This is a genomic window from Pseudomonas sp. CYM-20-01 (genome assembly GCF_023169845.1).
GTDB classification, from domain to species: domain Bacteria; phylum Pseudomonadota; class Gammaproteobacteria; order Pseudomonadales; family Pseudomonadaceae; genus Aquipseudomonas; species Aquipseudomonas azotoformans.
In genome coordinates this window covers 2,112,464-2,129,057 of sequence record NZ_AP025169.1, presented here as the reverse complement: position 1 = coordinate 2,129,057, position 16,594 = coordinate 2,112,464, and the positions used below count along the sequence as shown (strand labels likewise).

Genomic DNA, 16,594 nt, shown 5'->3' with positions numbered 1-16,594 from the left:
ATGAAAGCATCGGATGCGGTAGCGCTGGTTCTTGCACAGAACAAGGTTCTGTATGGTTACGAATTGATCGGCGGGATGATCACGCACCTGGTTGACAGTATCAACCAGTTGGGCAAGACCAAGCTGGTTTCCGTTCACCATGAGCAAGCGGCGGCGTTCGCTGCATCCGCGGTCGCGCGTGCTACGCACCACGAAGTACTCGGCGTAGCCTTGGGCACAAGTGGTCCCGGAGCCACCAACCTGATCACCGGCATCGCCGATTGCTGGCTTGACAGCCACCCCTGTCTCTTCCTGACAGGGCAGGTCAACACTTACGAACTCAAAGGCGACAGAAACATACGCCAGCAAGGGTTCCAGGAGCTTGATAGTGTGGCGTTGGTCAGCAGCATTACCAAGTACGCCTATCAGATCCGCCATGTCGACGAGTTGCTGCCGTGCTTGCAACAAGCCATTGATATTGCCAGGGAAGGACGCCCCGGCCCGGTATTGCTGGATATTCCGATGGATATACAGCGAGCAGAACTTGATGACGCACAGGTACAAGCGTTGCTGGCCCCTCGAGCCGAACAAGCTGCAACTGAGCTGCACGCGCCTGATGTCGAAGCGATTGTCAGCGCACTCGCATCTGCGCAGAGACCGCTGATCTTGCTGGGCGGAGGCGCTGTCAATACGCGTAGTTTCGCGCAATGGCTCGAACAACTGGAAACATCAGGAATTCCCTTTGTCGCCAGCCTGAAAGGGGCGGAAAAGATCCCGGCAAGCGCCAATTACCTGGGCATGCTAGGTGCCTATGGAACGCGCGCTGCCAATTACGCAGTGCAGAACTGTGATTTCCTGCTGGTGCTGGGCAGCCGCATGGATGTTCGCCAAACGGGCGCAAAACCTGATGACTTCGCGCGTAAGGCCAGGATCGTGCAAATCGACCTGATGGAAGGGCAACTGAACAATCGGGTTCAGGCGCATGCGTCCCATGTGATGGAACTGAATACATTTTTCGCCAGATTTACTCTGTCCAAACTGCCGAAAAATGCAGCATGGCTTGGGTGGACGACTCAGTTACAAAACGATTTCGAGCGCACTTTCGTCGACGAATACGCCGACTGGTCCGTCAGTCCCTTTTTGATTTTTTCGGCTCTGGCCAAGGAGACCAAAGGGTTCGCCGTCGACTATGTTGCAGATGTGGGTAACAACCAGATGTGGGCCGCCCATACACTGCGCCTGAGCCGTGGCCAATCCATGCATCACTCTGGTGGATTGGGCACCATGGGCTTTGCGATTCCAACCGCCATAGGCGTATGCAATGCTGGCCAAAAACCTGTGATTGTCATCACGGGTGATGGCGGTGCCCAACTCAATATCCAGGAGCTGGATATCATCGCGCGCGACCGGCTGCCCGTACTGGTGATCGTATTCAACAACCACTCGCTGGGTATGGTGCGCGGCTTTCAGGAAATGTATTTCGAGGGGCGTAACTCGTCGACCTACTGGAATGGCTACACCTCTCAGTTCAAAGCCATTGGCGAAGCCTATGGCATTGAGTCCGTAGTGGTCACTACACACGATGCGTTTACGGTGCAGGTCAGATCATTTGTTGAGTCACCTCGGCCTGCACTAATCGAATTGATGATGCCCGACGCACGGGAGTGTCGGCCCCGGCTTGAGTTTGGTCGATCGATCGATGAGCAACTGCCTGAAAAACCTCGGATGCCACGCTGATGCATATCGCAATATTTGGCGCAAACAGCCAAATTGCCAAAGACCTGATCCGCTCCCTGGTAGCGAATAAGGACTGCAGACTGAGCCTGTTTTTGCGCGACAAGAACAAACTCGATACATCCGTATTGACATCGGCAGAAAAGAAAAAAGTCAATGTTTTCCAGTACGCCGACTTTAATACCAAGACCCACTTTGACGCGATCATCAATTTTGTCGGTGTGGGCGATCCGGCACTGGCAGTAAAAATGGGGTCGACCATTTTTGAAGTAACCGATGTATATGACAAACTAGCTCTGGATTACCTTAAGACCAATAACAAATGCCGCTATCTGTTCCTCAGCAGTGGTGCAGCCTATGGCTGCAACTTTGACGCCCCCGTAAACGCTCAAAGCCTTGCTTTATTCGACTTGAACAACCTGAAAGCAACGGATTGGTATGCGATAGCAAAATTCTATGCTGAGGCACGTCACCGAACTTATACAGACCTCAATATTATTGATGTGCGGGTATTCAATTACTTTAGTCAATCGCAAGACTTAAGCGCGCGTTATTTCATTACAGACGCACTTCGCGCTATTCATGAAAACACCGTATTGACAACCTCTGCGCTTAATATGTATCGCGACTACATAACACCTGTCGACTTTTACAGCTTGATAGTCAATGCGCTGATGTGTAGCGGTGATATCAACCTGGCTGTTGATTGCTATACAAAGGGCCCTACCGACAAATTTTCAATCCTGAATCATCTTCACAAAAAATTTGGCTTGCAGTTCACTGTCGAGGGCGCGCCGCCAGCAGTCAATGCCACCGGCACCAAGCAGCACTACTACTCCGAGAACAAAGTGGCAGCGACATTGGGCTATCGACCCTACTTCAACTCTCTTGATGGGTTGACACATGAAATCGAACGCGCCCAATTCTTCAAATGAATCTTAAAAAAATACTCAACCACGACTTCCGCAATACTGCAATCAATCAACTTTGGCGACTGCTCTCTGGACCAGCCCTGCTGATACTGGTGCCGATCTATTTATCACCTGAAGCGCAAGGATATTGGTATACGTTTATCAGCATGGCTGCACTCGCCGTGTTTGCAGATATGGGATTCTCTGCGGTATTGCTCTTATTCGCCTCCCATGAGTTTGCTCACCTTAAATTCAATAACCAGAAAGAGCTATCTGGCCCTGCTGAAAATATCAGCCGCCTCGCGACGTTGTTGTCTTTTGCCATGAGATGGGCAACTGCAATGGCACTGGTCGTTTTCCCAGCCGTACTTGCGATGGGTTACTATGTGCTCAGTGGCAAGAGCGTCGCTCTCAATTGGCAGCTCCCTTGGCTACTCTATGGGGCAGCCTCAGTCCTGGTTTTTATAAACAGCATTGCGTTGTCGTTTATCGAGGGGTGCGACAGCGTAGGCGATATTCAAAAAATTCGTTTTCACATCAGCATCATCAGTGTGCTGGTCAGTGTCGGCCTGCTGATCACCGGTGCAGACCTTTATGCACTGGCCTTTTCTTTACTGGCAAGCGCGCTGGTTGGCTCCATGATCATCCTTCGCCGCTACAAGGCCATGCTCAGTCAACTGTATAGGCTGGCCCGGCTCTATAGCCATCCGTGGTTCAAGGAAATCATGCCGCTCATGTGGCGGTTTGCTTTGAGCTGGATAAGCGGATATTTCGTTCTATCGATTTTCACACCACTCACTTTCAGCTATCACGGCGCAGTACAGGCCGGTCAGGTGGGCTTGTCGATTGCTGTTTGTATGGCCATGTTCAGTATCGCCAATATCTGGATAACCATTATCACACCGAAAATAAATATCTTCGCGGCGCAGAGCAACACCCTACAGTTGAACAGCATTTTCAAAAAAGGAATTTCACTGTCCATCCTGACTTACATCATGGGGATGGTGGCGCTGTTCACCTTCACGTGGCTTATGAAAGGCCATCCTCTTGTAGAAAATCGTCTGTTGCCGACGCCCTCATTGCTCATGGTCAGCGTAGGCTGGTTGCTACAATTGGCCATCAATGGGATGGCCATCTATATGAGGGCACACAAAAAAGAGCCGCTCGTGGTGGTGTCGGTGGCCAATGGGCTTTATGTCGCGATCACGACATGGCTGGCTGCAAAATACCTTCCATTCGAATACCTGTTTTCCGGCTTCGTCAGTGCCTACCTACTTGTCCTGCCATGGGTTTACTGGATTTTCCGATCATTCAAAAGGCCGTCGCCATGAGTCTGCAACCTAACCCGTTGTTATCGATCGCTCTGCCCACGTATAACCGTGCAGATTTTCTTGACTGCTCGTTGGCTGAACACATACCAGTGCTCAGACAGCATAATATTCAAATATTTATATCTGATAATGCTTCGACCGACGACACGGCAATAGTCGTTGATAAGTGGAAAGCCGAATACCCTTTGCTGCACTACTCACGAAACAGTGAAAACCTGGGAGCCGATTTAAACTTCCGAAACGCACTCATGCTTTCAACTACGGAATACACGTGGCTGTTAGGTGACACGTCAAAAATTCATGCAAACGATATTGAAACTGTGTTGAACCTGCTATCAACTGATAAAATATACGATGCTGTGCTGGTCAATCTGGTGGGAAAAATCAATATTCCAAACACCACCTATCAAGATGCTAGTACATTACTCGAAGACCTTGGCGGTTTGATGAGCTGCATGAGCTGCCTGATCTACAATAAGTCGATGATAGCGAACGCCAACTTCCCCCGTTACACCGACTCCAACTTCATACAAACGGGGATCATCTTCGAATCCATTGCACGCCGACCGTTCATGATCCACTGGCTTCATCAAGTATCCATTACATCGCTTGAAAACAAGCGACTGTCCAAAACCAGCTGGGCCCACACCGACAAGATCTTCAAAATCGGCCTGACCAGTTGGGTAAATTTTATCCTTTCATTGCCTGTCAGTTATTCACTCGCAAGTAAGCTCACGGCATGCACCCGTTTTGGCGAAGTGTCAGGCGCTTTCACTATCAAAGGCATGATTTCGCTGAGGTCGCGAGGATTGTTAAACTACCGTGTCTACAGGGAATATCGGAAGGTCCTGAGGTTAGCGATAAACTACCCGAGTTGGATAGTTATGGCGATATCTGTTTTTCCGCAGCCATTACTAAAAGCTCTGATCGAGCTTCACCTGCGACGAACGCATAACACACCGTCCTCACCAAGCGATTAGGTTACCTTGCACTCAGCTTTTATCTGTCAATGCATGCCAGCACGAGTAAACTGCAGTGTCATACGTCCTTAAGAAACTAAAGCAACACCATCTGTTCATTATTCCGCTCCTGGCAGGTCGAGCGCTATTGGTGTGGCGTGCATTCATTCACCTTCGCACCCTGCCCAGAGCGGGGCGCCGTGCTTACCTTGGCCGCGCGCCCAAGGTCTTTGGCTTGGAACACATCACATTGGGCAATAACTTTAGAGTCGGTGAAGGGCTCTGGTTACATGCTATCGCTCAGTACATCAGCTTTGCCTATCAACCCCATATCGAAATCGGCGAAAATTTCTCTGCCAGCGACCACTTGCATATCGCCTGTTGTAACAAGGTCACCATCGGCAACGATGTGTTGATGGGCAGCAAGATCCATATCACGGACCACTCCCACGGCGCATACTCGGGGGAGGACCAGTCCAGCCCCTACGAAACACCGTTCGAACGAAAGCTGTCCAGCAGCGGCCCTGTGACCATTGGCGACAAGGTGTGGATCGGGGACAATGTCGTCATATTGCCGAACACCTCCATTGGCAGTGGCTCGATCATCGGTGCCAATAGCGTTGTTGCCAAAGATATCCCAGGCAACGTCATTGCCGTGGGCTGCCCTGCCAGGGTTGTGAAAGTATGGAGCGATAAAGAGAGCAAATGGTTAAGTGTATAAACACGACCGGGTACGGGCGGCTCCACATATCAAAGGTATGGCATGACACGTAAGATTGCTGTAGGGATTGTTGTCTATCACGCCGGCGTTGAATTACTGCACAGGCTTGAATTGACTTCGGCAAACGGGTTTGAAGTCTATGTATTCGACAATTCACCTGATAATGCCAGCGTGCGGGCATTCGCCGAACATCATCCGCAGATCCACTATTTTACCTGTGGTAAAAATCTGGGGCTGGGCATCGGTATTTCAACGGTATGCGCCAATGCCTATCAACAGGGCCACTCGGCACTTCTGTTTTTTGATCAGGACACGGGGTTCAACGAAGAAACACTGGCCCATGTCGAAAAAAACTATACCGACAACCTCGACGCTTACACTGCGTTCAGCGCGATCGCTTTCAAGGCCGATGGAAACGCGTCAGTCCGGGATGTCCCCCTACTGATCAACAGCGGCAGTCTTTATTTTCTGGATAAACTCAGCGCTCTCGGCTGGATGGATTGCAGCTACTTTGTCGACAGCGTGGATTATAAGCTGTGCCTGGATTCATTGAATAAAGGCTATCGAATCGGCGTCTGTGGCGCCACACCTGGCTTTGATCATGTGACCGAGCAGGCTGACAGTCGCTACCGAATTGCTGGCCGTACGTATTCAATGCGGGCGTATTCATGGTCCAGAATAAAAGACACGGTATCTTCGAACCTGAAACTTATTTTTTCTGCGCTCGCGAGCTGTCAGTTCGGCTTCGCGCTCAGAATCACAAGATTACTGACCCTCTACTGCACGTCTCAGATCCTCGTCAGAGTAATCAATACATTAGGAATATTTAAACGTGACTGATGAAAAAGGCATGACCGTCGAGCGCTCAGCCATTTTTACTGTGTGCAACTTGGCTTACTTGTCCAAAGCGTTGGTGCTGGCCGAGTCGCTGGTTAAATTCGGTCAGCCTAAACTGAAGATCTATATTTTTGATCGCAAGGTCGAGATGGATCTCCCTACCCACCTGGCAGAGTTCCATTGGGTTGAAGAGATCGGATTGCCAAATGTCCAGCACTACGCCTTTAAATACGACATCGTGGAGTTCAGTACCAGTCTCAAGCCCTGGATCACTTTGCAGCTGCTTGAGCAACACGAGAAGGTTATCTTCCTCGACCCCGACACGTGCGTTTTCAGCCGCCTCGATGGCCTATGGGACGAACTCGGTACGCGTGACATCATTCTAACGCCCCACTACGTCACGCCTCATGTCGAGGGTGATGTCGGGATGCTGCGCTTTGGCTCCTTCAATCTGGGCTTCTACGCAGTTTCAAACACGTCAGAAGGCATACGCTTTCTCCAGTGGTGGAATGAACGCTGTCTGGAACATTGCTATTTCGAAACTCAGTTTGGCCTCTCCACCGACCAGAAGTGGGTCAGCATCGCCCCCTGCTTCTTCCCGACCCTGCACGTATCGTTCAATCTTGGCTACAACATGGCTTTTTGGAATAGCCATGAGCGCACCCTCGCCCCTGACGGCCAGGGTGGCTATACGGTAAATGGAGAGTTCCCGCTGGTTTTCTTCCACTTCAGTTCGTTTGACGAGAAGAATCCGGAACGCTTGAGCAAACGAGCATTTGCGGGAAGAGAAGAAAAACGTGAAGATCTGTTGGAGGTCAGCTTCTATTACAAGGAACGGCTGTCCAACTTTTCAGCCTTCCCTTCCAACGCAGCCTATGCCTTTGATTATATGAGCGATGGGAAATACATTTCGCCCACGCTGAGAAGGGCCTACGCCGCCGTACTGGATGAACTGCCTGCCGAGCATGAGCCGTTCGATGCGAGCGGCCCTGTCTACCAATTTGCCAAGAAGAACTACTTGTTCGAAAAAGGCGGGCCATACAAACCGGCAGGATTTGGTGACGCACAAAATCACTCTGGAAAGCTTCAGATCATCAACTCGTTGCTAAAGGTGGTTCTTTACACTGTAGGCCCTAACAGGTTCATGAACATATCGAGACTGTTCGTCTACCTATCGAGCTTCAGACTGAACAAAAAACTCTGGAAGCTTTAACTTAAGTTTTACCTGATGGGCCTCCAAATAGGCCCATCAGAGCGTCCACCAGATGATCAGACTTCACGGTGTCGCTGAATGTGCATCCAGTCGACGATCTCACCTTCCGGGCTATAGCCACTGACGGTTTCTTTCAAGAGTTGCCTGACGAGCGCAAAATCGCCCTCCTCGACAGCCGCCAATAACCCGTGCAACCTGGCCTTGAGTACTTCCCACCCCAGAAGCTCTTCATTAGCTCGCATAATCATTGGATGACGAGTAGCCGCTACATTGTCGCCAATCAACAACTCCTCATACAGCTTTTCACCCGGACGCAGCCCACTGAAATTAATCAGGATATCTCCGTGCGGGTTTTTCTCGGAGCGGATACTCAAGCCCGAGAGATGAACCATCTTTTCAGCAAGCTCGACAATCTTCACAGGCTCACCCATATCCAGCACGAAAACGTCGCCGCCCTGCCCCATCGAACCCGCCTGGATAACCAGTTGCGCCGCCTCGGGAATCGTCATGAAATAGCGGGTTATCTTCGGATGAGTCACCGTCAAAGGGCCTCCCGCCTGGATCTGCTTATGAAACAGCGGGATAACCGAACCTGAAGAGCCCAGTACGTTGCCAAAGCGAACCATGGTGAAACGGGTTTTGTTGACGCGCGAGATATTCGACGCATCACCAAACAACGTCGGTGCCAATTCCTTGCTCAACGCTTGCAACACAAGCTCCGCCAGCCGTTTGGTGCTGCCCATGACATTGGTTGGCCGCACCGCCTTGTCGGTTGAAATGAGCACAAAGTTCTCGACACCTGCCTGCAACGCTGCCTGCGCGGTATTGAGAGTACCGATCACGTTATTAAGAATGCCTTCGGCAATGTTGTGCTCCACCATGGGCACATGCTTATAGGCCGCCGCATGGTAGACCGTGTCGACCGACCAGGTATTCATGACATCCAGCAGTTTGTCCGGATGGCGCACCGAACCGAGGATGGGTAACAACGTCACATTCAACAATTCTGATTGAACGCGCTGTTCAAGTTCGGACAGGATGCAGTAGAGGTTGTACTCACTGTGGTCGAACAACAATAGGCTGGTGGGTTCCAGCGTAAGGATCTGCCGGCAAAGCTCCGACCCGATCGAACCGCCCGCGCCGGAAACCAGTACCACGCGATTCTTGATGCATCGCTCCAGCAGTTCGGGCTGCGCAGGTACAGGGTCCCTACCCAGCAGGTCGGCAATGTCGACTTCCTGGATATCATCGACCTTGACGCGCCCGCTAGCCAGATCCATGAAACCGGGAACACTACGCACATGCAGCGGGTATCCCTCCAGATAACCCAGTATCTCTCGGCGACGAGCCCGTGTGGATGAAGGGATGGCCAGTAACAGCTCTTCCGCGCCAGTCTCATTGATCATCTGCTGGATACGCTTGGGCTTGTACACCTTCAACCCCGAGATGATCCGATCGGAGATGCCGCTGTCATCATCGATGAATGCCACAGGCCGCATTACCCGCCCCAGCCGCAAGGCTGCCACCAATTGATTACCTGCGGCCCCGGCACCGTAGATAGCGACCTTGGTCAAGCCATCATCACGATTGGTGAACGGCACGTGTTGCGCCGCAGTAAACCAGTCCCCTTGAAAGTACTGACGCATGGCCAGGCGCAAGCCACCAATGATGACCATGCTCAACCACCAATAGTTGAATACGATCGAGCGCGGCACCACCGTCTGGTGATTGCTGTACAGGTACACCACCAGCGCCAGCAATAATGCAGAGAGGCTCACGGCCTTGATGATTGCAATCAGCGCATCATTGCCAAAATAACGCATGACCGCACGGTACATGCCAAAGTGGATAAACAACGGGATAGCGATTACCGGCGCGCTGAGAAACAACCACAAATGCACGACGAAGGGGTTGTTAAGATCATCAAACCCCAGGCGAACGACAAATGCCAGCCACAGTGCTCCCCACACCAGGACGATGTCGGTCACTACTTGCAAGAAACGTTTTTGCCTGCGCGGCAAGCCCACCAATCGGGCACGTAGACTATCCATAAACCCTTTTTATACCTCAGTCCCTAGCGCTGCCAGCAAAAAATGGCAGTCACGTACGTGTGCAGCAACCTTTTCAAACACCAGCGTCAACCAATGATCACACTTTTTCCAACTCGCCCGCGTGAAACTTGATCGCCAGCACTACAAGCGGAACATACGCCACCACCAGCCCAAGAACACCGTCAAAACCAAGGCCGACGAAAAGAGCGATGGGCAGCAGCCACAATAGATTGATCGCCATCACCGTCAGCGTCACCGGCAAGTGGCGCCCGGCCTGGCGCGAGGCATACTGATAAGCATGACTGCGATGCGCTTCATAGACCTTATCCCCGCGCAACAGGCGTCGTCCCAAGGTAAAGGTGGCATCAACCACGAACACACCCAGCAAAATCAGCCAGACCCACAGCATCTGAGGGGCCGCCCAGGCCGCCTGCAGCGACAACACACCGATTACGACACCGAGGAAGCCGCTACCCGCATCGCCCATGAAAATGCGCGCGGGAGGAAAGTTCCAGTACAAGAATCCAAGCACGGCGACTGCCAGTAACATCGGCGCAAGCATGAGACTTTCATGCCCTGTCAGCCAGTAAACCAGGCACGCTCCCGAACAGGCGCAGACGGCCTCGATGCTGGCAATGCCGTCGATACCATCCATGAAGTTATACAAGTTCAACATCCAGACCAGGTACAGAGCCGCCAGCACGTGGCCGAACCACCCAAGGTCCAATTCAACCCCGGCCAGACTGATCGTCGGCAGCCTTCCGATCCAACATAACGCCCAAATGGCTGCGGAAAAATGGGCCAAAAGGCGCCAACGTGCTGCGATATGGCCGTGATCATCGAGAAAACCAACCACAGCGACCAGAGTCCCCGCCCCCAGCAATGGCAAGGCCGCGTTCCAACTGACCCAGCCAGCGAGCGCAACGAGCACCAACGCCACCAGGAAAGTCAGCACGATTGCGACCCCGCCTCCTCGTGGCGTGGGAACCGAGTGCGAGCTGCGACCATTGGGAATGTCCATCAAGCTACGCGACAAAGCATAGCGGCGCAGTACCCAGGTCAACAAAAGTGATACGAGGAGTACTGCGGCAAACACGAACCAGAGGGTCATTTCGCAAACAATTCCTGAAACAGAGACGGGCAAAGGGTTCTGGTCATTGTTGGTTACGCCTCAAGGTCGCTTTTCTAAATAGCGCCTCAAGACGATCGAACAAGGTGTCCTTGGAAAAATGCTCAAGGTAGTAACGCCTGCCCAACAGGCCCATGCTCTCAAGCTCGGACTTGGGTAAGACGCCCATGGTGCGAACGATACGCGCCAACCCCTGGGCATCGCCAGAACGACACACCATGCCCGCACCCGATCCTTCAACAACGTTGGCCGCTTCACCATCGATCATGGCGATTACAGGTTTCCCAGAAGCCAGGTAAGCCTGAACTTTGCCTGGAATGGTTTTCTCGAAAACGTCATTTGTCCTCAACGAAACCAGCAAAGCGTCCGCGACGGCGAACAACGCAGGCATCTTCTCCAAGGGATGTCTGCCAAGCAGTAGCACGTTGTCCATGCGGTTTTGCGCCACATGCTCGGTCAGCCATTGGCTTGCCCGACCATCCCCCACAATCACCCAGCGCACCGGCAGATCGGTCTCGACAGCCTTGACTGCCGCCATGATGGCTGGAAAATCCTGAGCATCGCCGATGTTACCGGCGAAAAGGATTGTAAATACAGCATCGTCACGCTGCAGCAACTCCGAAGGCCCCTGCTGCTCTGCGGAAAAATCATCCTCAGCCCAACTAGGGAAATACACCAGTCGGTCTGCATCAATTGCACGTGTGCAGTACTCCTTGACGTTCTCGTCGAACGAACGTGACTGCAACAACAGGTAATCAGTGCGGTTGTAGATCCAGGACACCACCTTGCCAACCAGTCCAAGCAACTTCGGGTTTTCTATAACCCCAACCGCCCTGAGGCTTTCCGGCCAAAGATCCAGCACCCATATAAGTACCGGAGCCCTTTTCAAGCGCCCAAGCAACAGCGCCGGGATCGCCCCCATGATAGGCGACACGCCATACACAAAGATGGAGTCGAACGCCTGACCACGCAGCTTGTAACTGCCAATGATTGAGGCACTGCTGAAAAACGAGAGGTAATTCATGGCCAGTCTGAAATTGCTCTTGCCTCGCGCCAGCATCGGCACCCTGATCACTCGCGCTCCCCGATAATTGGAAAACTGCGCAGGGTCACGCCGGAAATCGGCAAAGACTTGCCCTTCCGGATAGTTGGGCACGCCCGTGAGGACGGTCACCTCATGACCTTTGGCGACAAAGCCCTCGACCATGTTGTTGATACGCATGTTTTCGGGCCAGAAATACTGGGTGACCACCAGAATCTTCAGTGGTTTTTCCGGGGAGAGGCTGTCCAATCAATATTGCTTCCATACAGTGCGCATGACGTAGTCACGGTAGCTATGGATGATCCGCACAACCTTTTCGGCAACATTTGGCATGCTGTAATCGGCAACCAAGCGCAACGTCCGTTCCGCCCCAGCGGCCTGGCTTTCCAGGAGCTGCAAGCCCTGCAGGGCGCGCTCAACCTCCAGGCCGACCATCATGACCGCCGCCTCCTCCATCCCTTCCGGTCGTTCATGGGCCTCACGCAGATTCAGTGCAGGGAAATTCAGGATCGATGACTCTTCGTTGATGGTGCCGCTGTCGGACAGTACGGCCTTGGCCGTCAGTTGCAGCTTGTTGTAATCCTTGAACCCCAGCGGCTTGAGCAATTGCACATTCTTGTGAAAGGTTACGCCCATCGCATCGACACGCTTTTGCGTACGAGGGTGTGTGGTCACGATCACCGGCAGGTCATACTGGGCAGCAACGGTGTTCAACACGCCGACCAGCTTGAGGAAGTTTTTGTCGGAATCAATGTTCTCTTCGCGATGGGCACTCACCACGAAAAACTTGCCCGCCTCAAGACTGAGGCGATCGAGCACTTCAGAGGCTTCGATACCATCACGGTAATGGTTAAGCACTTCAAACATAGGGCTACCGGTCTTGATCACCCGATCCGGCGGCAATCCTTCGCTCAGCAGGTAGTCACGTGCGATGCTGCTATAGGTCAGGTTGATGTCTGCGGTGTGATCAACGATGCGGCGATTGATCTCTTCAGGCACACGCATGTCGAAACAGCGATTGCCGGCTTCCATGTGGAATGTCGGGATTTTACGGCGTTTGGCTGGAATCACCGCCATGCAGCTGTTGGTATCACCGAGAATCAGAAGGGCTTCTGGCTGCACCTCCTCCAGCACCTGGTCCACCGCAATGATCACATTGCCGATCGTTTGCGCACCACTCGCGCCCGCTGCATTGAGAAAATGGTCAGGCTTACGAATACCGAGGTCCTGGAAAAAAATCTCGTTCAATTCGTAATCGTAGTTCTGGCCGGTATGCACCAGGACGTGTTCACAGTGTTCATCCAGCTTGGCAATCACTCGCGACAAGCGAATGATTTCGGGACGAGTCCCAACGACTGTGACAACTTTCAGCTTTTTCATTTCAACACTCTTCCAGAATCATTGGCATCGGAGCTGTTCGCGCCATGCATTGCCTGATGCGCTCATGCTCAGGCTTGAGTACCCACCGGCATCGCAAAGGTGTCTGGCCGCTCACGATCAAAAACCTCGTTGGCCCAGAGCATGACGATCATCTCGTCTTCGCCGACATTGGTAATGTCATGAGTCCAACCAGGCACTGTCTCCACCACCCGAGGCTGTTCACCTTGAGTGAACAACTCATGGAACTCACCCGATACGATATGGCGAAAACGGAAGCAGGCCTTGCCTTTGATTACCAGAAACTTCTCGGTCTTGCTGTGATGATAATGCCCACCACGTGTGATGCCGGGATGCGCAGTGAAATAGGAAAACTGCCCACTGTCCTTGGTCTTCAGCATTTCGACAAAAACGCCGCGCGGGTCACCGTATTTCGGAACGTCATAAGTGAATTGCTCGACGGGCAAGTAGCTCACATAGGTCGAGTAGAGTGCTCGCACCAGGCCCGTGCCAACAGCTTCGCTGATCAACGTTTCGCGACTGTCGCGAAACGCATGCAGTTGATCGGCCAGTTCCCCGACAGCAATGCTGTAAATTGGGCTCACCTGAGCCGCCGCGCCATGAGGTAAACCCGAATCCATTACCCGGATAAAACACTCGACCACGTCGTCGATGTAGACCAGGTTAACCATCGCTTGTCGATCATTGACCTGGATCGGCAGGCCTCGGGTGATGTTATGGCAGAAAGTCGCCACGGCGGAGTTGTAATCAGGTCGCGCCCACTTGCCAAACACATTAGGCAGGCGCAGGACATGAACCCTGGAACCATGGCTCGCCTGCAGGTCGTGCAATGCCTGCTCGGCAGCCAGCTTGCTGGCACCGTAGGGATTGTCACGGTCAGCCTGGGTCGACGAGGTGTAGAGCACAGGAGTGAGCTTGCCACTTGCCTTGATCGCGTCGCACAGGGCCAGAGTCAGGTCAGTATTGCCCACCTTGAACTCATCGGACGATTGGGGCCGGTTGACCCCCGCCAGATGGAACACAAAATCGACCTCGGCAACCAACGCTGGCAGTTGGGCGATGCTGTTGTCACGGGTAAAGACGACAACCTCGACATCACTGCGCTCAGTCAAATGCGCAATCAGGTTCTTGCCGACAAAACCGTTGGCCCCGGTGATCAGTACCTTCATCAATTATTCCTCCGGCGTAGCGAGTTCGCCACGCTGGATCGCTTGCATGAATTCAAGCTTGAGCAGAAGCCGTTGCATGCCGGCCACATCCAACCGTTCAGTGTTATGGGAGTTATAGTCTTCCGTACGGGAGATTTTCTCTTCACCCTGCTCGACAAATTTTGAATAGTTCAAGTCACGCAGATCGGGGGGAATCCGGTAGTAATCACCCTTGTCTTCAGCGCAGGCCATTTCTTCACGGCTCAACAACGCTTCAAAAAGCTTTTCCCCATGGCGAGTACCGATGACCTGGATAGGGTGCTCAGGCCGGCCGACCATTGCGGTCAGTGCCTTGGCCAAGGTCTCGACTGTCGCGGCAGGCGCCTTCTGAACAAAAAGATCACCGTTGCGACCGTGCTCAAAAGCATACAGCACCAAGTCCACAGCATCGGCCAGCGTCATCATGAAGCGAGTCATACTCGGGTCGGTCAACGTCAATGCGTTACCTGCACGAATCTGCTCGATGAACAGGGGAATGACAGACCCCCTCGAAGCCATGACGTTACCGTAGCGAGTACCGCAGATAACGGTCTTGGCATCATCTACGTTGCGGGATTTGGCAACCATGACCTTTTCCATCATCGCCTTGGAGATACCCATGGCGTTGATAGGGTAGACAGCCTTGTCGGTGCTCAGGCAAACCACTCGCTTGACCGCGTTCTGGATAGCGGCTTCCAGGACATTCTCAGTGCCGATAACGTTGGTCTTGACCGCTTCCATGGGATGAAACTCACAGGAAGGCACCTGCTTCAGTGCGGCCGCATGGAAAATGTAGTCCACACCACGCGTGGCATTGAGCACACTTTGATAGTCGCGCACATCGCCTATATAGAACTTGAGCTTGGTGTCGGCATAGCGCTTGCGCATGTCATCCTGCTTCTTCTCATCGCGGCTGAAGATGCGGATTTCTGCAATATCACTGTCGAGGAAGCGCTTGAGGACGGCGTTGCCGAATGAACCGGTACCACCGGTGATAAGAAGCGTTTTTCCGCTGAACATAGTAAGTCCTAAAGCAACGCGCACAGCACGACAAGCTTCTAGTCGGCCAATCACCTCAATGCCTGCAGACCAACAAAGCCAACATGCCGCCCCGGAATGCTCAACGGTGAAGAGGTTCTAGGAAAACGTCGAAGCTCGTTAGCAAACAGCCCGAAAAATAAGCTTTGTGTGGTGCAGTTAAAGATGAAGGGGATGAAAATTGATGGCCATTTTAAGGCCTGCATCCTTAAAGTCAAAAGCGAACATGGATGCATGTCGCGTAAGAAGGCGCCTTGGCAGCGGCTTGAGGGGAAGGGGCGCAAGCCCCGAGCGGTGCAAGAGAATAACGCAGACCGACTTTTCGAGAGCATTAATGCAGACAAATGCGCAAGTTTTTCACTAGACCAGCAGGGCATGGCATACATGACAGGATAAACGTCTCAAATCCTGCTCAGGCTGCGGCCGCTAAAGAAAACAGGATGCTGCAGGAAAAGACATCAAGCCTTTTGTCGAGCCATCTTACGACCCACTATCAACCCCAGCACTGGCCCAATGATCATTCCCACGACCAAAGCCAACGTCGTAAAAACTGAAACAGGCAGTTCAACGGTAGACCAGCCGAAAAATGACAGCTTTGTACTTTGCTGATTTTCCAACACAAAAGTCACGACAATGAGCGCGAAAAACAAAACAGCTACAACCGATACAAAGCGCCTGGCTTTTAGCATAACGTTCTCCTGAAAGTCGATCAGACGCCCTCTTCCTCGTCTTCGTTCACCCGATCACGCAATTCCTTACCCGGCTTGAAGTGAGGTACGAACTTACCGTCCAGGCTGACGGACTGGCCGGTTTTTGGATTACGACCCACACGCGGTGCGCGATAGTGAAGCGAAAAGCTCCCAAACCCACGGATCTCAATCCGATCCCCGGTCGCCAGGCACTGGGACATTTGCTCAAGCATGGTCTTGATAGCCAGCTCGACATCCTTGGATGAGAGCAGCCCTTGATGGGTGACAATTCGTTCGATCAACTCCGACTTCGTCATATTTTTCCCTTCTTTTTCAAGCAGCTAGGAAAAGCGCTTCGAAGGTTTTAGCATGACT

At 52.6% G+C, this 16,594-nt stretch carries 16 protein-coding genes; 8 read left to right on the top strand and 8 right to left on the bottom strand.

Annotated elements, in window-relative coordinates:
* From M2497_RS09590 to M2497_RS09560, 7 genes are read left to right on the top strand one after another with little or no spacing between them, the layout of a single operon-like run.
* Entirely contained in the window at positions 1–1,716 is a 1,716-nt protein-coding gene (locus tag M2497_RS09590; protein ID WP_248487094.1) for a thiamine pyrophosphate-binding protein, read from the top strand.
* The gene (locus M2497_RS09585) at positions 1,716–2,648 is read left to right on the top strand and encodes an NAD-dependent epimerase/dehydratase family protein (RefSeq protein ID WP_248487092.1); all 933 of its coding nucleotides are present in this window, start codon (positions 1,716–1,718) and stop codon (positions 2,646–2,648) included. Before M2497_RS09590 ends, M2497_RS09585 begins: the two co-directional genes overlap by 1 nt.
* Positions 2,645–3,955, top strand: coding sequence for a hypothetical protein (locus tag M2497_RS09580; RefSeq protein WP_058424492.1), 1,311 nt, complete (start codon positions 2,645–2,647; stop codon positions 3,953–3,955). The genes M2497_RS09585 and M2497_RS09580 overlap by 4 nt, the downstream gene beginning before the upstream one ends.
* Positions 3,952–4,935: a glycosyltransferase family 2 protein gene (locus M2497_RS09575; RefSeq protein WP_248487090.1), complete on the top strand. Its 984-nt coding sequence runs from the start codon at positions 3,952–3,954 to the stop codon at positions 4,933–4,935. Before M2497_RS09580 ends, M2497_RS09575 begins: the two co-directional genes overlap by 4 nt.
* Positions 4,936–4,990: 55 nt before the next feature.
* Positions 4,991–5,635 (top strand): DapH/DapD/GlmU-related protein, encoded by a 645-nt coding sequence (locus tag M2497_RS09570; protein ID WP_248487088.1) that lies wholly within the window; start codon positions 4,991–4,993, stop codon positions 5,633–5,635.
* A 42-nt stretch (positions 5,636–5,677) separates the two neighbouring features.
* The gene (locus M2497_RS09565) at positions 5,678–6,475 is read left to right on the top strand and encodes a glycosyltransferase (RefSeq protein WP_248487087.1); all 798 of its coding nucleotides are present in this window, start codon (positions 5,678–5,680) and stop codon (positions 6,473–6,475) included.
* A complete protein-coding gene (locus tag M2497_RS09560) occupies positions 6,468–7,685 on the top strand; it encodes a glycosyltransferase (RefSeq protein WP_248487085.1) in 1,218 nt (405 codons plus the stop codon). Before M2497_RS09565 ends, M2497_RS09560 begins: the two co-directional genes overlap by 8 nt.
* Before the next feature lie 56 nt (positions 7,686–7,741).
* Here the strand turns inward: M2497_RS09560 and M2497_RS09555 are convergent, their stop codons facing one another.
* The 6 genes from M2497_RS09555 to M2497_RS09530 all read right to left on the bottom strand — a co-directional run bounded on the left by M2497_RS09555 (position 7,742) and on the right by M2497_RS09530 (position 15,512).
* Complete coding sequence (locus tag M2497_RS09555) at positions 7,742–9,736, bottom strand: nucleoside-diphosphate sugar epimerase/dehydratase (RefSeq protein ID WP_248487083.1); 1,995 nt, start codon at positions 9,734–9,736, stop codon at positions 7,742–7,744.
* Between the two features lie 97 nt (positions 9,737–9,833).
* Positions 9,834–10,847 carry a glycosyltransferase family 4 protein gene (locus tag M2497_RS09550; RefSeq protein ID WP_248487082.1) on the bottom strand — a complete coding sequence of 338 codons (1,014 nt, stop codon included), beginning with the start codon at positions 10,845–10,847 and terminating at the stop codon, positions 9,834–9,836.
* Positions 10,848–10,890: 43 nt separating this feature from the next.
* Positions 10,891–12,156, bottom strand: a complete 1,266-nt coding sequence (locus tag M2497_RS09545; RefSeq protein ID WP_248487081.1) for a glycosyltransferase family 4 protein — start codon at positions 12,154–12,156, stop codon at positions 10,891–10,893.
* Positions 12,157–13,287, bottom strand: a complete 1,131-nt coding sequence (gene wecB, locus M2497_RS09540) for a UDP-N-acetylglucosamine 2-epimerase (non-hydrolyzing) (RefSeq protein ID WP_248487080.1) — start codon at positions 13,285–13,287, stop codon at positions 12,157–12,159.
* A gap of 68 nt (positions 13,288–13,355) precedes the next feature.
* Entirely contained in the window at positions 13,356–14,474 is a 1,119-nt protein-coding gene (locus tag M2497_RS09535) for a capsular polysaccharide biosynthesis protein CapF (RefSeq protein WP_248487079.1), read from the bottom strand.
* A 3-nt stretch (positions 14,475–14,477) separates the two neighbouring features.
* Positions 14,478–15,512, bottom strand: a complete 1,035-nt coding sequence (locus tag M2497_RS09530) for a polysaccharide biosynthesis protein (RefSeq protein WP_058424502.1) — start codon at positions 15,510–15,512, stop codon at positions 14,478–14,480.
* A gap of 96 nt (positions 15,513–15,608) precedes the next feature.
* On the opposite strand from M2497_RS09530, the gene M2497_RS09525 reads away from it, so the two are divergent.
* Positions 15,609–15,926, top strand: coding sequence for a hypothetical protein (locus M2497_RS09525; RefSeq protein ID WP_248487078.1), 318 nt, complete (start codon positions 15,609–15,611; stop codon positions 15,924–15,926).
* Between the two features lie 62 nt (positions 15,927–15,988).
* On the opposite strand, the gene M2497_RS09520 is transcribed toward M2497_RS09525, so the two are convergent.
* Both M2497_RS09520 and ihfB read right to left on the bottom strand, forming a co-directional pair.
* A complete protein-coding gene (locus M2497_RS09520; RefSeq protein WP_248487077.1) occupies positions 15,989–16,219 on the bottom strand; it encodes a hypothetical protein in 231 nt (76 codons plus the stop codon).
* A gap of 20 nt (positions 16,220–16,239) precedes the next feature.
* Positions 16,240–16,536: an integration host factor subunit beta gene (ihfB, locus tag M2497_RS09515; RefSeq protein ID WP_003218804.1), complete on the bottom strand. Its 297-nt coding sequence runs from the start codon at positions 16,534–16,536 to the stop codon at positions 16,240–16,242.
* Positions 16,537–16,594: the final 58 nt, after the last annotated feature.